The 22,722-nt window shown below is 68.6% G+C and carries 24 protein-coding genes; 6 read left to right on the top strand and 18 right to left on the bottom strand.

Going from position 1 to position 22,722, the window contains the following annotated elements:
* From coaD to ACWF4Z_RS08140, 4 genes are read right to left on the bottom strand one after another with little or no spacing between them, the layout of a single operon-like run.
* On the bottom strand, nucleotides 1-471 hold the full coding sequence (coaD, locus tag ACWF4Z_RS08155; RefSeq protein WP_452242247.1) for a pantetheine-phosphate adenylyltransferase: 471 nt from the start codon (nucleotides 469-471) through the stop codon (nucleotides 1-3).
* Nucleotides 464-1,024, bottom strand: coding sequence for a 16S rRNA (guanine(966)-N(2))-methyltransferase RsmD (gene rsmD, locus ACWF4Z_RS08150; protein ID WP_452242246.1), 561 nt, complete (start codon nucleotides 1,022-1,024; stop codon nucleotides 464-466). Before rsmD ends, coaD begins: the two co-directional genes overlap by 8 nt.
* Nucleotides 1,021-3,267 (bottom strand): ATP-dependent DNA helicase RecG, encoded by a 2,247-nt coding sequence (recG, locus tag ACWF4Z_RS08145; protein ID WP_452242245.1) that lies wholly within the window; start codon nucleotides 3,265-3,267, stop codon nucleotides 1,021-1,023. The genes rsmD and recG overlap by 4 nt, the downstream gene beginning before the upstream one ends.
* Complete coding sequence (locus ACWF4Z_RS08140) at nucleotides 3,264-4,877, bottom strand: DAK2 domain-containing protein (RefSeq protein ID WP_452242244.1); 1,614 nt, start codon at nucleotides 4,875-4,877, stop codon at nucleotides 3,264-3,266. Before ACWF4Z_RS08140 ends, recG begins: the two co-directional genes overlap by 4 nt.
* Before the next feature lie 36 nt (nucleotides 4,878-4,913).
* On the opposite strand from ACWF4Z_RS08140, the gene ACWF4Z_RS08135 reads away from it, so the two are divergent.
* Nucleotides 4,914-5,903 carry an SAM-dependent methyltransferase gene (locus ACWF4Z_RS08135; RefSeq protein WP_452242243.1) on the top strand — a complete coding sequence of 330 codons (990 nt, stop codon included), beginning with the start codon at nucleotides 4,914-4,916 and terminating at the stop codon, nucleotides 5,901-5,903.
* A gap of 62 nt (nucleotides 5,904-5,965) precedes the next feature.
* Here ACWF4Z_RS08135 and rpmB read toward each other — a convergent pair whose 3' ends face one another.
* The 5 genes from rpmB to ACWF4Z_RS08110 all read right to left on the bottom strand — a co-directional run bounded on the left by rpmB (nucleotide 5,966) and on the right by ACWF4Z_RS08110 (nucleotide 11,413).
* A complete protein-coding gene (gene rpmB / locus ACWF4Z_RS08130; RefSeq protein WP_132153237.1) occupies nucleotides 5,966-6,187 on the bottom strand; it encodes a 50S ribosomal protein L28 in 222 nt (73 codons plus the stop codon).
* 74 nt (nucleotides 6,188-6,261) lie between these two features.
* The gene (locus ACWF4Z_RS08125; protein WP_452242242.1) at nucleotides 6,262-8,244 is read right to left on the bottom strand and encodes an aldo/keto reductase; all 1,983 of its coding nucleotides are present in this window, start codon (nucleotides 8,242-8,244) and stop codon (nucleotides 6,262-6,264) included.
* A gap of 23 nt (nucleotides 8,245-8,267) precedes the next feature.
* Nucleotides 8,268-9,095 (bottom strand): carbohydrate ABC transporter permease, encoded by an 828-nt coding sequence (locus ACWF4Z_RS08120; protein WP_452242241.1) that lies wholly within the window; start codon nucleotides 9,093-9,095, stop codon nucleotides 8,268-8,270.
* Complete coding sequence (locus tag ACWF4Z_RS08115; protein WP_452242240.1) at nucleotides 9,085-10,134, bottom strand: carbohydrate ABC transporter permease; 1,050 nt, start codon at nucleotides 10,132-10,134, stop codon at nucleotides 9,085-9,087. Before ACWF4Z_RS08115 ends, ACWF4Z_RS08120 begins: the two co-directional genes overlap by 11 nt.
* A gap of 1 nt (nucleotide 10,135) precedes the next feature.
* The gene (locus ACWF4Z_RS08110; protein WP_452242239.1) at nucleotides 10,136-11,413 is read right to left on the bottom strand and encodes an ABC transporter substrate-binding protein; all 1,278 of its coding nucleotides are present in this window, start codon (nucleotides 11,411-11,413) and stop codon (nucleotides 10,136-10,138) included.
* 136 nt (nucleotides 11,414-11,549) lie between these two features.
* On the opposite strand from ACWF4Z_RS08110, the gene ACWF4Z_RS08105 reads away from it, so the two are divergent.
* Complete coding sequence (locus ACWF4Z_RS08105; protein WP_452242238.1) at nucleotides 11,550-12,155, top strand: HAD family hydrolase; 606 nt, start codon at nucleotides 11,550-11,552, stop codon at nucleotides 12,153-12,155.
* A gap of 6 nt (nucleotides 12,156-12,161) precedes the next feature.
* Here ACWF4Z_RS08105 and ACWF4Z_RS08100 read toward each other — a convergent pair whose 3' ends face one another.
* Both ACWF4Z_RS08100 and ACWF4Z_RS08095 read right to left on the bottom strand, forming a co-directional pair.
* Complete coding sequence (locus ACWF4Z_RS08100) at nucleotides 12,162-12,995, bottom strand: SMP-30/gluconolactonase/LRE family protein (RefSeq protein ID WP_452242237.1); 834 nt, start codon at nucleotides 12,993-12,995, stop codon at nucleotides 12,162-12,164.
* A gap of 53 nt (nucleotides 12,996-13,048) precedes the next feature.
* Nucleotides 13,049-13,861: a nuclear transport factor 2 family protein gene (locus tag ACWF4Z_RS08095; protein ID WP_452242236.1), complete on the bottom strand. Its 813-nt coding sequence runs from the start codon at nucleotides 13,859-13,861 to the stop codon at nucleotides 13,049-13,051.
* An 81-nt stretch (nucleotides 13,862-13,942) separates the two neighbouring features.
* On the opposite strand from ACWF4Z_RS08095, the gene ACWF4Z_RS08090 reads away from it, so the two are divergent.
* The gene (locus ACWF4Z_RS08090) at nucleotides 13,943-14,503 is read left to right on the top strand and encodes a TetR/AcrR family transcriptional regulator (RefSeq protein ID WP_452242235.1); all 561 of its coding nucleotides are present in this window, start codon (nucleotides 13,943-13,945) and stop codon (nucleotides 14,501-14,503) included.
* Here the strand turns inward: ACWF4Z_RS08090 and ACWF4Z_RS08085 are convergent.
* Both ACWF4Z_RS08085 and ACWF4Z_RS08080 read right to left on the bottom strand, forming a co-directional pair.
* The gene (locus ACWF4Z_RS08085; RefSeq protein WP_452242234.1) at nucleotides 14,469-15,701 is read right to left on the bottom strand and encodes an MFS transporter; all 1,233 of its coding nucleotides are present in this window, start codon (nucleotides 15,699-15,701) and stop codon (nucleotides 14,469-14,471) included. The two genes, ACWF4Z_RS08090 and ACWF4Z_RS08085, sit on opposite strands and share 35 nt — an antisense overlap.
* A gap of 40 nt (nucleotides 15,702-15,741) precedes the next feature.
* On the bottom strand, nucleotides 15,742-16,371 hold the full coding sequence (locus ACWF4Z_RS08080) for an HAD-IA family hydrolase (RefSeq protein WP_452242233.1): 630 nt from the start codon (nucleotides 16,369-16,371) through the stop codon (nucleotides 15,742-15,744).
* Between the two features lie 47 nt (nucleotides 16,372-16,418).
* Here ACWF4Z_RS08080 and ACWF4Z_RS08075 point away from each other — a divergent pair, with 47 nt between their 5' ends.
* The gene (locus ACWF4Z_RS08075) at nucleotides 16,419-17,576 is read left to right on the top strand and encodes an ROK family transcriptional regulator (protein WP_452242232.1); all 1,158 of its coding nucleotides are present in this window, start codon (nucleotides 16,419-16,421) and stop codon (nucleotides 17,574-17,576) included.
* Here ACWF4Z_RS08075 and ACWF4Z_RS08070 read toward each other — a convergent pair.
* The 3 genes from ACWF4Z_RS08070 to ACWF4Z_RS08060 are packed head-to-tail and all read right to left on the bottom strand — an operon-like array spanning nucleotide 17,573 to nucleotide 19,978.
* The gene (locus tag ACWF4Z_RS08070; protein ID WP_452242332.1) at nucleotides 17,573-18,205 is read right to left on the bottom strand and encodes a DinB family protein; all 633 of its coding nucleotides are present in this window, start codon (nucleotides 18,203-18,205) and stop codon (nucleotides 17,573-17,575) included. The two genes, ACWF4Z_RS08075 and ACWF4Z_RS08070, sit on opposite strands and share 4 nt — an antisense overlap.
* A gap of 2 nt (nucleotides 18,206-18,207) precedes the next feature.
* Nucleotides 18,208-19,014, bottom strand: a complete 807-nt coding sequence (gene thiD, locus ACWF4Z_RS08065; RefSeq protein ID WP_452242231.1) for a bifunctional hydroxymethylpyrimidine kinase/phosphomethylpyrimidine kinase — start codon at nucleotides 19,012-19,014, stop codon at nucleotides 18,208-18,210.
* Nucleotide 19,015: 1 nt separating this feature from the next.
* A complete protein-coding gene (locus ACWF4Z_RS08060; RefSeq protein WP_452242230.1) occupies nucleotides 19,016-19,978 on the bottom strand; it encodes a thiamine-phosphate kinase in 963 nt (320 codons plus the stop codon).
* A 127-nt stretch (nucleotides 19,979-20,105) separates the two neighbouring features.
* Between ACWF4Z_RS08060 and ACWF4Z_RS08055 the strand changes: the two genes are divergently transcribed.
* The gene (locus ACWF4Z_RS08055; protein WP_184806149.1) at nucleotides 20,106-20,342 is read left to right on the top strand and encodes an Lrp/AsnC family transcriptional regulator; all 237 of its coding nucleotides are present in this window, start codon (nucleotides 20,106-20,108) and stop codon (nucleotides 20,340-20,342) included.
* A 31-nt stretch (nucleotides 20,343-20,373) separates the two neighbouring features.
* Nucleotides 20,374-20,829, top strand: a complete 456-nt coding sequence (locus ACWF4Z_RS08050) for a DUF3515 domain-containing protein (RefSeq protein ID WP_452242229.1) — start codon at nucleotides 20,374-20,376, stop codon at nucleotides 20,827-20,829.
* On the opposite strand, the gene ACWF4Z_RS08045 is transcribed toward ACWF4Z_RS08050, so the two are convergent.
* Nucleotides 20,826-21,503: a DUF4129 domain-containing protein gene (locus ACWF4Z_RS08045; RefSeq protein ID WP_452242228.1), complete on the bottom strand. Its 678-nt coding sequence runs from the start codon at nucleotides 21,501-21,503 to the stop codon at nucleotides 20,826-20,828. The genes ACWF4Z_RS08050 and ACWF4Z_RS08045 overlap by 4 nt on opposite strands.
* A 25-nt stretch (nucleotides 21,504-21,528) precedes the next feature.
* On the bottom strand, nucleotides 21,529-22,722 hold the full coding sequence (locus ACWF4Z_RS08040; protein ID WP_452242227.1) for a cytochrome P450: 1,194 nt from the start codon (nucleotides 22,720-22,722) through the stop codon (nucleotides 21,529-21,531).

Genomic DNA, 22,722 nt, shown 5'->3' with positions numbered 1-22,722 from the left:
TTAGAACTTTTCCCGTAACCGCGCGTGAACACGCGGTGGCACGAAACCGGTCACGTCGCCGCCGAGCTTGGCGATCTCCTTGACCAGGCTCGAGGAGATGTAAGCGTTCTCCGGCGCGGTCGGCAGGAACACGGTGTCGACGCCGGAGAGTTTCCGGTTCATCTGCGCCATCTGCAGCTCGTAGTCGTAGTCGCCACCCGACCGCAGGCCCTTCACGATGACGCCGGCACCTTCGGCCCGGCAGTAGTCGACCAGCAAACCGTCGAACGTGCCCACAGTGACGTTGGAGTGATCCGCGGCGATCTCGGTCAGCATCGCGATCCGCTCCTCGGGGCTGAACAACCGCTGCTTGGACTGGTTCACCCCGGTCGCGACGATCACCTCGTCGAAGGCGGCGGCCGCGCGGGCGATGACGTCCAGATGCCCGTTCGTCGGCGGGTCGAACGTCCCCGGAAAGACGGCTTTAGCCATGCCGGTGACCGTACCAAAGCCGGGCCTCGCCGTACTTGCGATCGCGCAGCGCGGCGAAACCGTCCGGCCACTCCCACGGCTCCCGCTTGCCACGCTCGACCACGACGACGGCGTCCTCGGCCAACCACTCGTTCTTGACCAACGCGATCAGTACGTCCTGCAGCTCCTCGGTCTCCAGCTTGTACGGCGGGTCCGCGTAGACCAGATCGAATACCACCGGCGGGTCCCCCTGCACGACCTGCTGCACTGGTCTGGTCAGGAGAGTCGCGTTCGGCAGGCCGACCACCCGGATGTTGGCCGCGATCACCTCGGCTGCCTTCCGATCCGACTCCACCAGCACCACCCGCACGGCTCCTCGCGAGAGGGCTTCGAGCCCGATGGCGCCAGATCCGGCGTACAGGTCGAGCACGGCCAGCCCGCTGAAGCTGCCCAACTCGGACTCCAGCGACGAGAACAGGGCCTCTCGGACCCGGTCCGCGGTCGGGCGTGTCCCGCTTCCCGGTGGTACGGCGATCCGCCGCCCGCCCGCCGACCCACCGATGATCCGGCTCACGTCTTCTCCAGGTATTCGGTCGACTCGGACTCGAGCGCGTTCCGCACGAACGACCGCAGCGTCGGGTACCCGGCCAGCTCCGCGTCCACGGAAACGATCGAGTTCGCCACGTGTCGTGCGGTGAAGATGATGTCCTCGTCCCGCAACACACTGAGCAGCTTCAGACTGCTCCGGCGGCCAGACTGCGCCACACCCAGTACGTCGCCCTCGCGGCGGGTCTCCAGGTCGATCCGGGACAGCTCGAACCCGTCCGTCGTGGACGCCACCGCGTCCAGCCGCCCGTACGACTTCGATCCCGGCCAGAGATCGGTCACCAGCAGGCACAACCCCGGCACCCGGCCACGCCCGACCCGGCCGCGCAGCTGATGCAGCTGGGAGATGCCGAACCGGTCCGCGTCCATGATCACCATCGTCGAGGCATTCGGTACGTCGACGCCGACCTCGATCACCGTGGTCGCGATCAGTACGTCGACCTCCCCGGCCGCGAACCGCGTCATCACCGCGTCCTTCTCCTCGGCCGGCAGCCGGCCGTGCAGGATCTCGACGCGCAGGTCAGGCAGGATCTCGTGGAGCGCATCGGCGACCTGCAGCACCGAGATCGGCGGCCGCGCCTGCTTCTTCGCGCTCCCCGATTCCTCGTCGCCGGCGGCGAACTCGCCTTCCTCGTCGGCCGCGTTCTTCACGTCGTCCCCGATCCGCGGGCAGACGACGTACGCCTGATGGCCCTTGCCGACCTCCTCGCGGACCCGTGTCCAGGCTCGCTGCAGCCACTCCGGCTTCTGCTGCGCCGGGACCACCGACGACTGGATCGGCGACCGTCCGGCCGGCAGTTCGGTCAGCGTCGAGACCGCGAGATCGCCGAAGACCGTCATCGCCACGGTCCGCGGGATCGGTGTCGCGGTCATCACCAGCACGTGCGGGGTGTTCTCCCCCGACTTCTGGCTGAGCGCGGCCCGCTGCTCGACGCCGAACCGGTGCTGCTCGTCGACAACCACGAGCCCGAGATCCGCGAACTGGACCTTGTCCTCGAGCAACGCATGCGTCCCGACCACGATCCCGGCGGCTCCGCTGGCCGCGTCCAACATCGCCGTACGACGCGAAGCCGCGTTCAGCGATCCGGTCAGCAGGCCGACCCGAGTGGCGCGGTCGGCACCGCCGAGCATGCCCTGCTCGGCCAGGTCACCGAGCATCTTGGTCAGGGTCTTGTGGTGCTGGGTCGCGAGCACCTCGGTCGGCGCGAGCAGGACCGCCTGGCCGCCGTTGTCGACCACGGACAGCATCGCCCGCAACGCGACCACGGTCTTGCCGGAGCCGACCTCACCCTGCAGCAACCGGTGCATCGGGTGCGGGCGGGCAAGATCGGCGAAGACCTCCTCGCCGACCTCCGACTGCCCCTCGGTCAGCGTGAACGGCAGCCGCTGGTCGAACTCGTCGAGCAGACCACCCTTCGTCCGCGGCCGAGGCACGGCGTTCAGCGCGTCGGTGACCGCGCGGCGCTGGGCCAGGATCGTCTGCATCACCAGCGCTTCCTCGAACCGGAACCGTTGCTGCGCGTCGCGGATGTCCTTCTCGGTGTCCGGCAGATGCACCAGCTGCAAGGCCTCGCGCAGCCCGAGCAGCTTCTCCTTGCGCAGGATCAGCTCCGGGATCGGGTCGTCGAGCTCCTCGTCCAGGTTGTCCAGGACGATCTTCACCGAGCGCTCGATCGTTGCTGTCGGCAACTTCGCGGTCGCCGGGTAGAGCGGCCGGAACGGGCGGGCCCGACGTTCGATCTCGGCCTCGGACAGGTCCTCGTCGTCGAGGATCTCGGTGCCCGGGCTCTTCAGCTGCATGATGTCGCGGAACATCGTCACCTCGCCCCAGAACAGGGCGGCCGTCCCCGGCGTCAGCTTGGTCGCGAGCCAGGGCTGGTTGAAGAACGCCAGCTCCAGATCGCGCTGCCCGTCGGTGACGACGACCTTGGTGAGCGTCTTGCGCCGGGTCCATTTCTGGACGTCGGCCAGCGGGATCTCGGCCTTGGTGTCCAGCGACCGCACGGTCACCTTCTTCACCCGGCCGTTCACCGTCGCCTGATCGCCGACCTCGAGCTCGTCGAACGGCGTCAGCTCACCCTTCTTCAGGTAGCGCCGGGGGTAGTGGCGCAGCAGCTCACCGACGGTCTCGATCCCGAGAACATCGGCGAACGACTTGGCCGTTTTCGCCCCGAGGAAGTCTCGAAGCTTGCGGTCCATGTCAGTCTTCATTCGACCCCGATCAACAACGGGTACCTGTCCTGCCCTCCGTCGTACACCACGACATCGACATCTTTGCGGTCTCGCCGTACGTGCCGCTCCAAAGCCTCGGCCAGCGCCGGCTCCGCACCCTGGCCGGTGACGATCGTCAGCAGCTCACCACCACCGCCGAGCAGCCGGTCCACCACGCCGACGGCGGCTGTCTCCAAGTCTTCGGTGATCAGCGCGAAGTCGCCGTCCACCACGCCGAGCGCGTCCCCGATCCGGCACCGGCCGGCCATCGTCCACGCGTCCTTGACCGCGATCGTGACGGCGCCGTGCCGGGTCTGCCCGGCCGCGGCGGACAGGTGGACGACGTCGTCGTCGAAGCTGCGTTCCGGGTCGTGTACGGCCATCGCCGCCAGGCCCTGGACCTGGGCGCGGGTCGGAATCACGGCCACCCGGATCCCGTCCTGCCGGGCTGCGGTCGCGGCGGCCTCGGCGACTGCGATGGAGTCCTTGTCGTTGGGCAGGATCACGATCTCGGGTGCCTTCGACCGCTCGATCGCCTGCAGGATCTCGCCGGTCGAGCATCGACGGCCCGGACCGCCTCTGATGACGTGGGCGCCCGCCTCGGCGAAGAGGTCGGCGAGCCCGTCACCGGCGACCACGGCGATCACCGCCCGGCTCGGGACCGGCTCGTGCTGATGGGCCTGATCGGCGAAATGGGTGACCTTGATCCGGTGCGGCCGGCCGATGTCGATGCCTTGCTCGACGGCAGCGCCGACGTCGTCGGTGTGTACGTGGACGTTCCACAGGCCGTCGCCGCCGACCACGACGACCGAATCGCCCAGACCCGCGAGGGTCTGCCGGAAGTCGCCGATCTTGTCGTCCGGCGCGTCCAGCAGATACATCACCTCGTACGCCGGTCCCTCGAGACGCTCGGCCGTGTCACCCTGCGGTTCGACCCGCGCGGGTACGTCGACGCGCACGATCTTGCCCGTCAGCACCGACTCCATCGCGCCGAGGATCACCACCAGGCCCGCTCCCCCGGCATCCACCACTCCGGCGCGTCGCAGGACGTCAAGCTGCTCGGTGGTCCTGGTGAGCGCCTGGCGCGCCGACGCGACGGCCGCCAGACACACGTCGGCCAGGCTCTTTCTGTCGTTCGCAGCCGTCATCGCGCCGGTCGCGGCGGCCCGGGCGACGGTCAGCATGGTGCCCTCGACCGGTTGCGCGACGGCGCCGTACGCGGCATCCGCCGCGAACCTCAGCGCGTCCGCGAACGCAACCGGCTCACTCATCCGAGGATCCGCGAGTACGCCGTCGTCCTGTTCGCGCGGGAGGTTCTCGGCGAGGCGGAGGCCGCAAGCGCGGACGAGCTGCGAGGTGATCACGCCGGAGTTGCCCCGGGCGCCGAGCAGCGCGCCGCGCCCGAACGCCTGAACCGCCTCCGCGAACGTGAGCTCGCCGCGCGGGAGCGCGTCGCAGGCGGCCTCCCAGGTCAGGTAGAGGTTGGTCCCGGTGTCGCCGTCCGGCACCGGGTACACATTCAGCTCGTCGATCTCGGTCCGCGCCCGCCCCAACTCGACCAGCGCGGTCCGAGCCCAGGCCCGCAGCACCTCGACCGTCAGTTCCTCCACGCCCGGAAGGCTAACCGGTCCCGCTAGGGTTCGGGGGTGAGCGTGTTGTTCTCGGTCGCGGCCGACAGCTATGAGTGGGCCGGGCGGGAGATCCGTGGGGTCTTCGGCCGGGACGTGCGGATCGAGCGGATCAGCGGGGATCTCGGGCGGGTCAGCGGGCCTTCTGTGCAGGAGCTGGCGGCGGCGTGTGATGCCGGCCGGATCATGTTCGTCCGGCACCTGACCACCGAGATCGGGAGCTTCGAGGACCTGCCACCCGACTACGAACTCGCCGACCTGATCCTGGCCGAACTGCCCGACTACCCCAAGGCACTCGCCGTCCAGGCCTGGACCGACAGCGCGGCCACGGGCGGGACCTACTACCACCGGATCGAGCACGCGCTCACCGAGCGTGGAGTGGCCGTGACCCGCTCCGGCCAGGAGTACGTCGTCTCCTGCTTCGTCGGGCGGCGAGCCGTCCTGCTGGGCGTGAACCGGCGCGCGGACAGCCTGTCGGACTGGCCGGGCGGGCGGATGCGGTTGGCGCGCGGCGAGGAGCGGGTCTCGCGGTCGGAGTTCAAGCTCGAGGAGGCGATCGCGACCTTCGGGCTGGAGTTGCCGGCCGGCGGCAAGGCCGTGGACCTGGGCGCATCGCCGGGTGGCTGGACGCGGATCCTGCGGCAGCACGGGCAGGAGGTGTGGTCGGTGGATCCGGGCTACCTGGATCCACGGCTGCTCGGCGACCGCCGGATCCATCACGAGGCGACGACGGCCGGGCGCTTCTTCGCGGCGAACCGGGTCCGGTTCGACGTCGCCGTGAACGACATGCGGATGGACCAGGTGATGAGCGCCCGGATGATGCTCGACGCGGCGACCCACCTCCGCCGCGGTGCGCTCGCGATCGTCACCCTCAAGGGTGGCGGCAAGAACCCGCTCGACGGCGCCCGCCGCGGTCTGGACGTGCTCCGGCAGCGGTACGACGTCCTGCACGCCCGCCAGCTCCACCACAACCGCAACGAGATCACGGTCATCGGCAAACACGAATAGGCGCCCGGGGTGAAACCCGGGCGCCTATGTCAGGCCCTACACGGAAAAGGTAAGCCAGGTAACTAGCCGACTACGCGCTGGACCTTGCCGGCCTTGATGCAGGACGTGCAGACCTTCATGCGGGTCGGGGTGCCCTTGATGAGCGCCCGGACCGGCTGGATGTTGGGGTTGAACCGCCGAGGCGTACGAGCCTTGACCCGGCGGATCATCGCACCCTTACCCAGGCGGGCAACGCTGTTGCCGAACGTCGGCTGCTTGCCGCAGACATCGCACTTCTTAGACATGATTCTCCGTGTTCAGGGTCGTGACACCGACAGACCATGTTACATGCGCGCCGACGCACGACCAATTCGCTCGATTACGCCGTGAGGTAGGCCACTTCCTCGTCCGTCAGCTGCACCGACAGACCCGGCGTCGAGGTCCGCGTCTCACTGAGGTGCCGCGGCCCGATCAACGGGAACACAGGATACGGCCGGTGCAGCAGCCACGCCAAAGCGATCGCCGTCGGCTCGACTCCCTTGGCCGCCGCCAGCTCCCGCGCCCGGTCCAGCCGGCGGAAGTTCTCGTCGGAGTAGAAGCACCGCACGAGCTCCTCGTCGGACCGATCCTCCGGCTTCGCCCGTCCGGTGAAGAACCCGCGCGCCTGGCTCGACCACGGGAACAGCGCGACCTGCCGCTGCTCCAGCCACGCCTGCGACTCGTCGTCGGATACGTGCCGGCAGCCGGCCCACGGTACGTCGTACGCCCGGGCCAGGCTCAGGTGGTTGCTCAGGAGCGTGAACGGCTGCTTGCCCTGTGCTTCGGCGTACGCGTTGGCCGCATCGAACCGCTCGAGCGACCAGTTGGATCCGCCGTACGCCTTCACCCGGCCGGCCTTGAAGTGCTCGTGCAGTACGTCGACGAACTCCGAGACCGGGATCTCCTCGTTGTCGCGATGCATGAGGTAGAGGTCGACGTGGTCGGTCTGCAGCCGTTCGAGGCTCTCGTTGAGCTGGCGGGTGATCGACTCGGGGTCGCAGTGCGGTGTGTGCGCACCCTTGCCGATGACAACGATCTCGTCGCGGTTGCCGCGTGAGGTGTGCCACTGGCCGAGCAGCTTCTCGCCGCGTCCACCGCCGTAGATGTAGGCCGTGTCGAACGTCGTACCACCGCGCTCCACGAAGTCGTCGAAGATCGCGGCCGCGTGGCTGAGCGTCTGCTGGTTGTCGACGCCCATGACGAGCCGCGAGACCTGCTTGTCCAGACCGGGCACCGTGCCGTACGTCATCGGTGCGTCGTCGCGGCGCTTCAGCGGCCGGCCGGTGGCGGTCGGGATGATCGCGTCGTCGCGCTCGCTCGCGTACTGCTGCCCGATCGCCGCACGCCACGCGTCCTGGACGGTCAGGTTGCCGAGGGTGTCGGCCCAGCTCATCTCCGGGGCCTGCCGCTGCGCGATCGCCGCGGCGACCGCCTCGGCCTCGGCCGCGTAGATGAGGGCGGGGTCCGCGGAGATGTCCCGCGGCTCCTCCCCCACCTTGTGCAGGGTGACGTGCGTCGGCTTGCCGTCGCCGCCGAACCACGGGTCCTCGACAACCAGGTAGCCCTCGCTGCCGAAGATGCGGACCTGGTTCTGGTCGCTCAGCCGTACGCCTGTGCTGACCTGCGCGGTCACGCCCGCATCGAAGAACAGCGTCGCAACCGTCCACTCGTCGACACCGGTCTCGCCGACGTGACCGACCGCGGTCACCGCCGCCGGGTCGGCGAACGGCTGCCCGGTCGCGGCGCCGACGATCAGCCGGGCGTACGACACCGGGTAGCCGCCGACGTCGAGGATCCCGCCGCCGGCCAGCTCGTCGGCGAAGATCCGCGACTCCGGCCGGAACCCGGCGGCGAACGCAAAGGTGGCCTGGATCTGATGCACCGTGCCGATCTCGCCGTCGCGGACCAGTTGGGCGACCAACTTGGTCTGCGGGAGGCACCGGTACATGTACGCCTCCATCAGGAAGACGTCGTTGCGGACCGCGGCCTCGATGATCGCCTCGGCCCAGGCCCTGTTGATCGCGAGCGGCTTCTCGCACAGCACGTGCTTGCCGGCCTCGGCGGCCTTGATCGCCCACTCGGGGTGCATCGGGTGCGGGGTTGCGACGTACACCGCGTCCACGGTGTCGTCGGCCAGGAGGTCGTCGTACGAACCGTGGCGGTTGGCGATGTCGTACTTGTCCGCGAAGGCGTTCGCCGAGTCGATCGACCGGCTGCCGACGGCGACGACCGTGTTGGTCGGCGACGTCGGCACCTGGCTCGCGAAACGCGAGGCGATGTTGCCGGTCCCGAGGATGCCCCAGCGGAGTTGTGTGTCAGTCAAGAGGTGTCCCGTTCAGTTGTGGGTCAGAACTTCATGGCGCCGGCGGCCAGGTCGGCGATGAAGGAACGCGCGCCGATCAGGAAGACGCCGATCAGGGGGATGACGCTCATCAGCGCACCGGCCATCACCATCGAGTAGTCGGTGCCGTAGATGCCGTTGAGCTGGTCCAGTGCGACCTGCAGGGTGAGACGGTTCGGGTCGGTCATCACGATCAGCGGCCAGAGGTAATCGTTCCAGACGTTGATGAACGTGAAGATCCCCAGGAAGGCCAGGCCGGGCCGCAGCACCGGCAGGCCGACGGTGACGTACTGCCGGAAGAACCCGGCCCCGTCGACCTTGGCGGCCGAGATGAGCTCGTCCGGGATCGCGCCGCGGGCGTACTGACGCATCCAGAAGATACCGAACGCGTTCGCGGCCCCGGGCACGATGAGCGCCTTCAACGATCCGATCCAGCCGAACTCGGCGAGCGTGACGAACTGCGGCACCAGCGACAACTGGGCCGGGATCATGAAGGTTGCCAACAGCAACCCGAAGAGCACGTTGCGTCCCGGGAAGTCGTACTTGGCGAAGGCGAACGCGGCCAGCGAGTCGAAGAACAGCACCAGGACGGTCACGCTGAGCGAGGCGATCAGCGTGAGCAGCATCGAGCCGAAGAAGTCGACGTTGTCGAGCACCTTGCCCATGTTCTCGAACAGATGCGATCCGATCCAGAGCTTCGGTGGGTAGGCGAAGATGTCCGGCGTGGTGTTGGAGGCCATCACCACCATCCAGTAGAACGGGAACAGCGAGACCACGACGCCGAGCATCAGTACGACGTGGCCGACGGCGGTGCGGATGCGCTCAATGGACATCAGCGGCCTCCTCAGCCTTCGCGGCCGGCCCGGCTTGTCGGGCCTTCTGTTCGGCGATCCTGCGCTGGGCCCGGCGAGCCGCCCGTTTGGTGATGCGTTCGTCATCGTTGCCGCCGATGAGGCGCCAGTTGATGATGCTGAACAAGACGATCAGGACGAACAACGCCCAGCCGACGGCCGCGCCGTACCCGAACTGGTTCTTGATGAACGCGCTCTGGTACAGGTACGAGACGATCGTGAGGCCGCCGTCGCCCGGTCCGCCGATGTTGCTGGTGTCACCGAACAGCACGCGGGACTCGGTGAAGATCTGCAGTCCGCCGATGGTCGAGGTGACCGCGGTGAACAGGATGACCGGCCGCATCATCGGCACGGTGATCCGCCAGAACGTCTGCCGCGACGAGGCGCCGTCGACCTTCGCGGCCTCGTACACGTCGGCCGAGATCGCCTGCAGGCCGGCCAGGTAGATGATCGCGTTGTAGCCGACCCAGCGCCAGGTGACGATCGTGGCGATCGCGATCTTGATGCCCCAGGGCTGGGTCAGCCATTCGACCTTGCCCAGCCCGATCGACTGCAGGAACGCGTTCAGCAGGCCGAAGTTGTTGCTGAAGATCGATCCGAAGACCAGGGTGATCGCGACCACCGAGGTCACGTTCGGGATGAAGTAGGCGATCCGGTAGAAGGTCCGCAGCCGGGTCGCGTTGTGCAGCGCGTTCGCGATCACCAGGGCGAGCAGGAGCATCGGTACGGTCGAGAGCACCCAGATGATCAGCGTATTGCCGATCGCCTTCCAGAAGGTGGGATCGGAGAGCAGGTAGTGGTACTGCTCGAGCCCGACCCACTTCATCTGGCCGATCCCGTCCCAGGAGTGGAACGAGATCCAGATCGAGAAGAACACCGGGAACGCGCCGAAAACGGCGAACAGGATGAAGAACGGCGCGACCGCGACGTACTGCGGGAAGGCCTGCCGGTACTTGTTCGGCGGCCGCTCGGAGGCCTCGGTCGTGCTGACGGTCGCGGAGATCGCGTTGCTGACAGCCATGTCAGATCGCCCCCGCTCGGGTCAGTTCGCGCTCGATCTGGTGTTGCGCGTCCGTCCAGGCCTGGTCCGGGTTCTTGCCGGCCGTCTCGACGTTCACGAGCTCGGCGCTGATCGGATCACCGATGATCGAGTCGTACGGCGAGAAGTACGCGCCCGGGTACTTCTTCGCCGACTCCGCGAACACGTCGACGATCTTCTGGCCACCGAAGAACGGATCGGGCGCCGCCAACCGGGAATCGGTGTAGCTGGCCGGGGTCGACGGGAACAGCACGGGATCGAGGAAGGCCTCGGCCTGGTTCTTCGACGACTCCAGCCAGCTGATGAACGCGAACGCCGCCTCGGGGTTCTTGCAGTACTTCGTGATCGCCAGGAAGGACCCACCACGGTTGCCGGCGCCACCAGGAGCCGCAGTCACCCGCCAGAGTCCCTTCGTCTTCGGTGCCGCGTTCTTCGGCCCGAGCTGGGCCCACCAGACCGCGGCGTTGAACGCGACCAGCTTGCCGTTCGTCACCACCGCGTCCGCGTCGGTCGAGCCGTTCTGCGCGTTGGCCGACAGCCCTTCCTTGACGACGCGAACGGACAGATCGAACGCCTCCCGGACATGGTCCTGATCGCCGATGTACTTCCCGTCCTCGGTCATGTACCGCTTCGGCGCCTGGGCCATCCGGTAGCTGAAGATGCTGGTGATGTTGTCGGTGATCGACGACCCCGGGACGCCCTGCTTCACCTTCTTGCCGAGCTCGATGTACGTGTCCCAGTCCGGTGCCAGCTCCGCGACGGCCGCGGGATCGACGTCGATCCCGGCCTTGGTGAAGATGTCGGTGCGATAGAACAACGCGGTCGGACCGGTGTCCATCGGGTAGGCCATCATCTTGTCGTCCGGCGTGATCCCGAGCTTCCATTTCCAGGGCAGGAAGTCCTTCTGCAGCTCCTTGGCGCCGAGCTGGTTGAGGTCGTGGAACTGGTCGGCGTTCGGGAAGTACGTCGCCACGTCGTCGTTGATCGCGACGATGTCCGGGACGAGCGATTTGCCGGCCAGGGCGGTCAGCACCTTCGTCTTGTAGTTGGATCCGATCCGGGTCATCGACAGGTGCATGGCGTCGTACCCGGGGATCGCCTTCTCCGCCTGGCCGATCAGTCCGTCGTTCACCGAGCCGACCCAGGTCCACATGCTGAGCTGGTCGGATCTGCCGAGTGAGCTACGGGACCCGCAGCCGGTGAGACCCGCGGCCGCCGCGGCGGCGCCTGCCGCGAGGAAGTTCCTTCTGCTCAAGGTCATACGCCTCACCTGGCGCTTTCTGTTGGTTTTCGCCGGAAGGTGTCCACATATGTTTACGTAGCCATCAGGAAAGCGCATCCCAACTGAACCGGTCAAGGGGGCGGCTCCGGGTTGGTTCAAATGACAGGATGAGGGCATGGTCTCCGCCGTACTCTTCGACGCCGATGGCGTCCTCCAGCGCCCGACAACCGACTGGTGGCCGAGGCTGCACGCCCTCGCCCCCGAGAACCCCGAGGCGTTCGTCGCCGAGCTGATGGCGGCCGAGCGGCCCACCCTGGTCGGGAAGGGCAGCTTCCCGGAGGTCGTGGCCGACCTGCTGCGCCAGTGGGGCTCGCCGGCCTCGGTCGAGGAGGCGCTCGAGCCGTGGTCCTGGTTCGAGTCCGTGCCCGAGGTGGTCGCGCTGATCGGTCGGCTGCGGGCGGGCGGCATCGGCTGCCATCTGGCCACCAACCAGATGGCGTACCGGCGCGGGCTGATGGTCGAGCGCGGGTACGGCGACTGGTTCGACCAGACCTTCTACTCGTGCGACGTGGGCCTGGCCAAGCCGGACCCGGCGTACTTCCGCCACATCCTCAGCACGCTGGACCTGCCCGCACCCTCAGTCCTCTTCATCGACGACAACGAAGCCAACGTAGCCTCCGCCGCGGGCGTCGGCCTACACGCCGAGCTCTTCGACCTGTCGATGGGCGTCCCGGCACTGGTGGAGCTACTAGAGCGTTACGAGCTGCCGCTTTCGGACTGAACTCTGTCACGCGGGTGGGACGGTGACCGGGACGGTGTAGATCTGGCCTGAGCGGGGGCCGGTGCGGAGGCGGGTGAGGTTGTTGGTGATGGAGTCGGTGGCGTGCCAGATCGACGTGAGGAGGTAGAGGGTTGGTTGGCCGTCGGGGTTGCCCAGGGTGATGGAGAACGGGGCACGGTTCTCGGGCAGGTCGATGCGGTCGAGGATCTCGCCGGTGGGGGCGAGCCGGACGACGGCTTCATCGCCGGTCTGGACCCAGATGGCGCCCTCGGCATCGGCGACGATTCCGTCCGGACCGAGGCCGTCGGCGAGCACGCGGCGGTTCGCCAGGCCGCCGTCGGGTTCGAGGTCGAAGGCGGTCAGGCGGCCGGCGAACGACTCCGCGATGACCAGCGTCCGGCCGTCCGGCATGATCACCATCCCGTTCGGGAAGTCGATCTCGCCCGCGACCTCGCGCAGCGAGCCGTCCGGCGCGAGCAGCTTGATCCAGCCGGGCTCGGGCGCTCCACCACCGGCGAAGTCGAAATCGGCGCCGTTCAGATAGATGTTGCCCTGGGCATCGACCACGATCTCGTTGGCGCCCTGCTCGGACAGCACGGTGATCGATCCGTCCGGCTCGTACCGCCGTACCTTGTCGCCCGTCGTCAGCAGGCGCCCGTCCGGCGACCACTCGATCGACCAGCCCATCGGCTTCTCCACGGGTACGTCGAAGCGCTCGACCTCACCTTTGGCGTCGACGGCCACCACTTGCTGCTCGATCCAGTTGCAGAACCAGAGTCGCCCGTCGTGCCACCGCCCCGACTCCGGCATCGCGAGCCCGTCCAGCAAGACCTTCAGCATCACAGCCACCTCGTTCGTGTTGGGTTGTTGCCCCCTACACGAACGACCTCGGCCTAGATCGACAGCTTTCGCCCGAGCGCTTCGGCGGCGGCCAGCACGTTCACATAGTCGCGCACGTGCGCGATCTGCCCGGCGCGTGCGGTGAGGACCATCAGGTTCGGCAGGGTGAACGGGCCGGCCGCTTCGCTGGCCCCGATGGCGTCCTGCTCGACGACGATGGTCGCCGGGTCGCCGGTGTCGTGGATGGCGATCGTCCGGTAGCGCTCGTACCGGAATCTGGCGGTGCGCCACATCTCCGCGGTCCACCGGACGATCTCGTCCCGTCCGGCCACCCGGGCCGGCACACCAGGCCGGTTGAACGGGAACTCCATCACCGCATCGACCGCGAGCAGCTCCCGCAAGTCGTCGACCGACTGATCGATCGCCGTCTGCCGGAACCGCTCCAACACCTCCCGCGGCCCCGAGACGTCCCGGCCGAGGGCGGCGCGACGCTGGGTGGTCTTGCGGTACCGGATCCGCCAGCCCTCAGGCTCGCGCGTGACGGTGTCGTCGTACACAACACTGCCGGTCCGGCCGTCGGCCCGGACGCCGATGCCCTTCGAGCGGACGCGCGCCGAGTCGGTGGTGAGCGGGGTGATCACGATGTTGGTGACGTGATGGCCGACCGGGTTCGCGTCGCCGAGGGTCAGCGCCGCCGCGCGGATTGCGGCCGGCCCGCGCAAGGCGCCGTAGCCGAAGGCAGCAACGTCGTAGGCGACGTCGGGTGTGAACAACTCGTCCAGTCGATCGAGCTCGCCGTCGTCGGCCAGGTGTCCGTGCAGGTTGATCAGATCGATGATCTCGGCGCGGTCTTGTTCGGTCAGCACGTCATCCTCCGATAAGATGAGACACAGTCCGGTTAGCCGGGACGGTACCGGACCATATCCCCGGTTAGCAAGGGAGTCACTGTGCGGGCAGACGCGCGGCGCAACTACGAGCAGCTGCTCGAGCAGGCGCGGCAGGCGTTCGCGGAGTCCGGCACCGACGCCTCACTCGACGAGATCGCCCGGCGGGCCGGCGTCGCCAGCGGGACGCTGTATCGCCACTTCCCCACCCGCCTCGACCTCATCGAGGCCGTCCTGTCCAGTCAGCTCGAGGAGCTCGCCGAGCTCGGCCAGGGCCTGCTCGCGGCCGATGACGAGTACGGCGCCCTGGAGACTTGGTTGCGGGCGACCCTGACCCACGGGCTGACGTACCGCGGCCTGTCCGCCGCGTTGATGGCTGCCGCAGTCGACCAGGACGATAACGCGGTAAGGAACTGGCACACCCAGCTGATCGCGGTCGGCGCCGACCTGCTCCGGCGGGCCCAGAGCGCCGGAGCCGTCGTGACCACCGTGGAGCCGGTTGACGTGCTGAAGCTGGTCAGTGCGATCGCCTGGGCCAGCCAGGACGGACCGGACAGCGCGGCTCAGGCTGAGCGATTGTTCGCGGTGGTCATGAGCGGGCTCCGGCCGTCAGGCGCCGGCTGAGGGCGAAGAGTACGGCGAGAAGCGGCAACGTGATGAGGTACGCCGTACGGATCTCGACCACCCGTGCGACCAACGCGAGCGCGGCCGGCGCAACGAGGATCGCCGTACCGGACGCCAGCGCGCCGATGGCCGCCAAGCGGGCGGGACTCAGGCCAGGGGTCGCGACGAGGGCGGCGAGGGTCACTGGGTAGAGGGGTGCGACTCCGAGGCCGGCGACGACCAGGCCGAGAGCGACTACCGCAGGCGAGTCGAACAGGCTGACCAGCAACGTGCCGACCACCGCGAGTGCACCGGACGGTACGACGGGAGACCACGAGCGGATCCGCAGTGGGCCGATCGCCCGCCCAACCGCCATCCCGATCGGAAACGCACTGCCGAGCAGTGCAGCCGTCGCGGTCGGCAGTCCGGCCGCAACCAGCCGGGCGACAGCCCACACGACGAAACAGAACTCCACCGCGACCGACAGCACGACCCTGAGCCACCCCACCCCAACATCCAGCGCGATCCTCCGACCCACCGGCGGCCGCCATCTCCGCCCAAGCCCAACAGCAGGTGCCGAATCGATCAACATCAAGGGAGGACTGTCGGGAGTCGGCTCGCTGGAGGTGGCGCGGCCCGCCGAGGTGGTGAGGGTTGGCTGGACGCGGCGGGTGAGGGCGGCGAGCAGCAGAAGTGGCGGTACGGCGGCCAACATGGCGATGCGGCCGGTCGGGCCGAGACTGTCCAGGCCTCCGATGGCCAGCGGCGCGAGGACGCCGACGCCGCTGCCGACCGCGTTGACGCGGCTGAGGCGCGCGGCCGCCGTTGGGCCGTTCAGCATCAGCGGAGCGACCAGAACCAGGAGTGCACCACCAAAGCCGGCCAGGAGCCCGCCGCCGATGACGGTGAGGTACGTCGGGGCCACCGCCAGCAGGACCGCGCCGACCGCGGAGACGATCGAGCCGAACGCAAGCACCGATCCCATCGGCCAGGCCCGCAACATCCGCGGGCCGATCACGGCGACGATCAGCAGCCCGACCGCGAACCCGGACGGAAGGAGGGCCAGGCGGCCCGCCGGTTCGTTCAGGTCTCGCGCCAGGATCGCGACGCACGCACCGAGTCCGGCCAGCAGGTAGCTGAGCGACGAGATCGCGATCCCGATCCGCAGTTCGTCACCCCGCGCCCCGGCGCCCGCAGCTGTCTCCACAGCCGCGGTCACCCGTCCTCCTCGGCGCTCGCCGGTGGCTTCTGGACGGCGGTCATTCGCGGCCTGTGAAGATCCTGTCGAGGTGGTGAAGGTCGGGCAGCTCGAGATCGGCGCTGATGCCCTTGAGTCCGGCGGTCATCGCGCCGGCCGCCTCCCCCGCCGTCCGGCCGACCACGGTGTCCTCGACCACAAGGCACTGATCGGCACTGACACCGAGCAACTCCGCGGCCCGCCGGTACCCCTCCGGATCAGGCTTGCCGCGCGCGACGTCGTCGACGGTGACGAGGACGCGCGGTGAGATCCCCGCAGCCTCCAGCCGGACCTTCGCCAACTGCCCGGGCGCACTTGTATAAACCGCCCATGGCATCCGAATCCGATCAAGCGTCGCGATCAACTCGACCGCGCCCGGAGTCGCGACCACACCGTCGACGTCGTCGGACTCGATGGCGAGGATGCGCGCCCCCGCGGCGGCCTGCTCCGGCGGCGACAGCTCCGGCAGGAGGATCCCGATCGTGCGTACGGCGGGGCTCCCGTGCGCGATCGCGAGCACCTCGTCCACGCGCAGGCCGTACTCCGTCGCCCAGCGGCCCCAGCTGCGGTCGACCACCGCGTCGGAATCGACGAGCGTGCCGTCCATGTCGAACAGGACGGCCCGGACGGCGCCGATGTCGCGCAACTCCATCACCCCTCCAATTAACTCGTTCTCCGAGCATAAGGTAGAACCATGGTATGACTCCAGTGCGCCGTGGACAGTGGCAGACGGCTGCCGACGTACTGCACAGGGTGAGCCGCCGGCCGGGGATCACGCGGGCGGCAGTGGCGCGGGACCTGCGGCTGAGCACCAGCTCGGCCACGGAGGTGACCGCCCGGCTGCGCGACATCGGCCTGCTGACCGAGGCACCGGCTCCGAGTCAGGGGCGCGGACGTCCGACCACAGTGCTGCGGGCGCACCCGAAAGGACCTGTGCTGCTCGCACTGGAGCTGCGGCAAGGCAGCTGGCGCAGTGCGGTGGTCGCGCTCGACGGAACGTTCCTGGAGCAGCAGCAGCGACGCCACCGCAGTCGGCGGCCGGAGGTCGTGCTCGGCAACCTCAACAGGGCGACCGAGCAGGCGCAGCGGCAGTACGGCGATCGCTTGCGCGTTGTGAGCCTGGCCGCACCGGGCAGCATTCGGGACAGCCGGCTCATGCAGGCTCCGACGCTGGACTGGCCTGAGGTCGGGCTGGAATCAGTCGCCGCGGGCTCAGGACTCCCACTACTGGCCGAGAACGACGCAACCCTGAGCGGAGTCGCTGAAGCGCGCACAGGAGCCGCTGCGGGAGCCGGTACGGCGGTGCACCTGATCGTCGAGGTGGGTATCGGCGGGACGCTCATCATCGATGGCGCTCCGGCGCAGGGCGCATCGGGAGCGGCCGGTGAATACGGGCACATGCCGTTCGGCGACCGGAGGCGGCCGTGTCCTTGTGGTGCGCGGGGGTGCTGGGATCTGGAGATCGACGGACGTGCGCTGGCCAGGCATCTGGATGAGCCAGAGCCGGACGACCCCTACGGGTACGCCGAGGCGGTGTTACGTCGTACTGACCGAGCTGCGGCTCGTGCGATCACCAAGGTGGTGGCCGCGTTGGCCGCGGGTATTGCCGGGCTGGTGAACGCACACGACCCGGATGTGGTCACGCTGGGCGGGCTGGCGATTCCACTCCGAGCTGCGGCCGAGTCGACGTTCGAAGCGGCCTATCTCGACGGGCTGATGACGTTCCATCGGCCGGCTCCCCCGCCTGTACTGGCGGCTACTCATCAAACCGACGGTGCGCTGCGCGGTGCTGCGGCGCTCGGGCTGGACTATCTGACGGCCGAGCCCGCTATCGCCGCCTGGGCGGCAAGCCGCTAACCAGCAGCGGCATCAGATTCACCAGTGTCAGACTCAGCATCAGCGGCAACAGGTTCGGGTTTGGGCTTGGGGACGATCGGCGGCTCGACCTCGGCCAGGATCGCGGTGAGGTCGAGGCGGTGGTGCTGGATCTCGTGGGCCGTGTGCCGGATGATCCACCCCAGCGTGCGCGGCGCCCGGACCGGATAGTTGTACAGCCCCAACCGCCCCAGCTGCGGCGGCGTCAGCACCCGGGCCGCCGCACCGAACTCGCGGGCGAAACGCATCAGCGCGGCCGCGACCTCCATCGGGTCCTGATCCTCATACTTGAGCTGCTTCACCCGACCGGTCCGGTCCATCGGCGCGTACACCGGCCGGTCCTCGGCCAGGCACTGCGCGATCCGGAAACGCTGCACCTCGAGCACGTCGCGCACGTGGCACGCGTACTCGATCGCCGACCACACTTCCGGCTTGGGCCGCAACCGTACGACGCTCGGGTCCGGACCGGCCGCGGCCTTCGTGAGCGCCATGCTGCAGTCCGCCGCTTGCCGGATCAGCAGGGTCACTGTGCCCTGCAGGTCACCGGTGTCGTAGTTGAAGCCGCACTGCTCGCAGTACCCGTCGACCGGGGGCTGCTGCCCAATCGGCATGGTCAACTGCCACTCCCTCGAAATCTCCACGCATGATCGACCGGACCGATTCCACCACCGAGCGCGAACCCGGCCGCGATCGCTCCGGTCACGTACTCCTTCGCAGCACCCACAGCACTCGGTACGTCGTTCCCACGGGCCAGGTACGACGCTATGGCGCTGGCCAGCGTGCATCCGGTCCCATGGGTATGCCGATTGTCCGCCCGGACCGCACTGTACGACCGGCGCGCCCCTGGACCATGCAGCACGTCCACAGACGCCGTACCAACGTCGTGGCCACCCTTCACCAGCACCCACGAGGCGCCGGCATCCAGCAGCACCTTCGCCGCGAGCTCTCGGTCCTCCAACGTCTCCAGGTCGACTCCGGCCAGCGGCCCGAGCTCGGTGAGGTTCGGAGTCAGGACGGTGGCCAGCGGAACGATCTCCGTGCGTACGGCGTCCATGGCGTCAGCGGCCAGCAACGAGTCGCCATGCTTCGACACCGAGACCGGATCGACGACAACCGGCACCGACGGCGGCAGCGTCCGGAGTAGTGACGCAACCACGCGAACCATCGACGCGGACGCGAGCATGCCGGTCTTGACCGCGTCGACCCCGATGTCGTCGACCACACTGTGGAACTGGGCCCGGACCTGTTCCTCCGGGAGCTCCCACGCGCCCTGGACGCCGAGGCTGTTCTGCGCCGTGATCGCGGTCAGCACGCTCATCCCGTGCACGCCGTTGGCCAGCATCGTCTTCAGGTCCGCCTGGATCCCGGCGCCACCACCGGAGTCGGACCCGGCGATGGTCAGCACTCTGGGCAGCAGCATCTCAACTCCTGAAGTGGGCGTGGCCGGTCTCGGCAGCATAGGCCGCGCCGTCGACGGTCACCGTCCCGGCCGGGCGTTCCTCGTTGCCCTCGGCAACCGAACCGATGACGGTCCAGCCCTCGGGAACGTCGGCCGGCTCGAAGGTACCGACCAGCGCGTGGTCCTCGCCGCCGGTGAGCACGAACTTCAGCGGATCCGCACCGGTCGCGGCCGCGACCGCCTGCAGCGGCTCGGGCACGCTCAACGCCTGCGTGTGGACGTCGATGACGACCTGACTCGCGACCGCGATGTGCCCGAGGTCGGCGAGCAGGCCATCGCTGACATCACACAGCGAGGACGCTCCGGACAGGGCGGCGCGCGGGCCTTCGACGTACGGCGGTTGCGGCCGGCGATGCGCTTCGACCACGGCACGCGGTGATCGGAACCCACGAGCCAGCACGGCCCATCCCGCCTCGGCCCACCCCAACCGGCCGACGTACGCGACCTCGTCACCCGGACGTGCACCCGAGCGCACCACTGGCTGCCGTCCGTCCAGCGAACCGAACGCCGTCACGGACACAACGATCTTGTCCGACTGGACCGTGTCCCCACCGACGATCGCCGCGCCGACCAGCTCACACTCGTCGGTCAGACCCTGATACAGCTCCAGCACCCAGGCGGTCGGCAGCTCGGCCGGTCCGCCGAAGCCGATCACCAGCGAGGTCGGACGGGCTCCCATCGCGACGATGTCGGCCAGATTCTGCGCGGCCGCCTTACGGCCCACGTCGTACGCCGACGACCAGTCCTGGCGGAAATGCCGGCCCTCCACCAACAGATCGGTCGTGATCACCATCCGCCCGTCCGGCACCGCCACCACAGCCGCGTCGTCTCCAGGCCCGACCAGGACGTCCTCACTGGTGGACAGCCCCTTGGTGACGGCCTCGATCAGGCCGAACTCCCCCGTGCTCCCCAACGTCTCTGTCACGTCAGCAGACCTCCCATATCGCCACCGGGAGTCTAGGCGGTACCGTGACCGGGCAACGAGAGTACGCCCGGCGGGCTCGCAGTACAGTCGGCCGGAGCCAGCTGAGGACGACTGAGTGGAGAACGACGTGGTGGTCCAGGCCTACATCCTGATCCAGACCGAGGTCGGCAAGGCGGCCGATGTCGCAGCACAGATCGCCGAGGTGCAGGGCGTCACCCTCGCCGAGGACGTCACCGGTCCGTACGACGTGATCGTCCGTGCAGAGGCCCGTAACGTCGACGAGCTGGGCAAGCTGGTGGTTGCCCGGGTCCAGAACGTGCCAGGGATCACCCGGACCCTGACCTGCCCCGTCGTACACATCTGAGCGGACCCACGGAGTCCTGTCTTCCTTCGGCATGCCCAAATTCCTCCTCACCGCACTCGGCCTGATCCTGCTGGCAGGCTGCAGTCCCGGGCCGACACCCGTCCCTGTCCCCAGCCCGGCGCCCGAGGTCGCGTCCGCGTGCGGGGACCTGGTGAAGGCGCTGCCTGCGAAGGTGCTCGACGCCAAACGCCGTACGACGACGCCGGTCAGCCCTCTCACCAGCGCGTACGGCGATCCGCCGATCGAGGTCACGTGTGGGGTCAGACCCCCCGCCGGGATGGCCGAGGCGGAGTCGCAGTGCTTCGAGGTGAACGGCGTGGGCTGGTATGCCCAGCAGGCCAAGAACGGCGTGGTCTTCACCACGATCGGACGTGCGATCTACCTCGAGATCGCGGTCCCGTCCAAGTACGCGCCGGAGGCGAACGCGCTGACCGACGTGTCTGATGCCGTCCAGAAGTACAACAAGCTCATCACGCCCTGCATTTAAGAAGTCCTGTATCGAAGGCCCCGGCGGCGCGGCAGCAGTTCGGCGCGCAGCCGGGTGAGCGTGTCGCGGGCGGTGGCGCGGGCCTCCTCCGAACTGCCGCGGGTCGAGTAACGAGCCTCGCGGTACAGCTCGGCCAGCGTGTGCAGGTCTGCCTGCGAGACCTTGGAGACACCGAAGACACGCGCCGTGAACTCGGCCGCGGTCTCGGCGGGCCGACGCGCCACGTCGATCGCGGCGGCCGCCTGTTCCAGGGCGACCCAGCAGGCGATCACGGCGTCCGTCGGAGTGCCGGACTCGACCCGGACGAGCCCGGTCTCGACCGCCTCCACGAGGCGCTCGTCCCGGATCCGCTCGTCCCTCGCGATGGTGGTCTTGTCGCCGCGCTGCCGGATCCCGGCGAAGACCATCCAGAACACCAGCAGGGTGAAGAGAATCAGCACCATCAACAGCCCGATGGTGATCACCAGGTCGAGCCACCCAGGCTGGCCGGCGTCCACCGGGACCGGCGCCGGCGACCCCTGGCCGCGCGGCGTCGGCAGATCCATCGGGCGCGACGACCGATGCATCGGTCGAACGCTCCCGCTCGACGACGCCAGTACGACGAACGCCGCTACCGCCGCGCCCAACGCCAGGACGACAACGGCAATCCGGCGACCTCCCCCAGTCCGCCCCATGACGGCAGGGTAGGCCGCCGCGGGATCACCAGGTCACCGGCAGCGAGGTCACGCCGTACACGAGGGTGTTGTTCTTGTACTCGAGGTCCTCGAACGGGACGGCGAGTCGCAGGGTCGGGATCCTGGTGTACAGGCGGCTGAAGACTTCCTCGAGTTCGACCCGCGCGAGCTGCTGGCCGAGGCACTGATGCGGTCCGAATCCGAACGCGACGTGGGCGCTGTGCTTGCGGTTCAGATCGAGGCGATCGGGATCGGGGAAGATCCGCTCGTCCCGGTTCGCCGACGACAGCGCCGCGATCAGGAAGCCACCCGACTCGATCGTCGTCTCGCCGACCTGGACCTCGTCGGTCACGTGGCGGAACAGGCCGAACTGGACCACGGACAGGTACCGCAGCAGTTCCTCGACTGCGGCCGCGGCCAGCGTCGGGTCGGCCTGGAGCGCGGCGAGCTGCTCTGGGGTGCGAAGCAGGGCGAGCGTGCTGAGAGCAATCATGTTCGCGGTCGTCTCGTGGCCGGCGACCAGGAGCGAGATGCCGAGCGTCACCAGCTCGGGCAGGGTCAGGGCGTCGCCCTCCTCCTCGCCGCGGGTGATCAGCCGCGACAGGAGGTCGTCGTCCCGCTTCGCCTGCTTGGCCATCACCAGCCCGGCCATGTACTGGGTCAGCTCGTCGCTGACGCGCATCATCTCGTCGGGGTCGCCGTCGACCGTGACGAGCAGCGCACTCCGCTCCTGGAACTGGTCACGCTGCTCGTAGGGAACGCCGAGCAGCTCACAGATCACCAGCGACGGGATCGGCAGCGCGAACTCCTGCACCAGGTCGACCGGACCGCCCTTGGCCAGCATCGCGTCGAGCCGCTCCTCGATCATCGCGACGACCCGCGGCCTCATCGCCTCCATCCGCCTGACCGTGAACTCGCCGGTCAGCAGTCGTCGCAGCCGCTTATGCGCGTCGCCGTCGACGTGGATGATCGAGCCGGTCGGGACCTCGCCGTCCAGGACGGCGCCGGGGGTGACGTGGTCGGACGGCGCGGACCGCGAACTCAGCCGCCGATCGCGGAGCACCGTGCGGACGTCGTCGTACCGGCTGACGACGTACGCGTCGACGCCGGCGGGAGTGGAGACCTTCGCCGGGGCGTCGCTCTGCCGGAACGCCGCGTACTCGCTGGCCGGGTCGAACGGGCACCCGGAGGGACGGCTGACGGGGAAGCTCTCGGTCAT

It is taken from the genome of Kribbella sp. NPDC055071 (assembly GCF_053608045.1).
The sequence above is the reverse complement of the archived record's forward strand: the minus strand, read 5'-3'. Positions and strand labels throughout refer to the sequence as shown.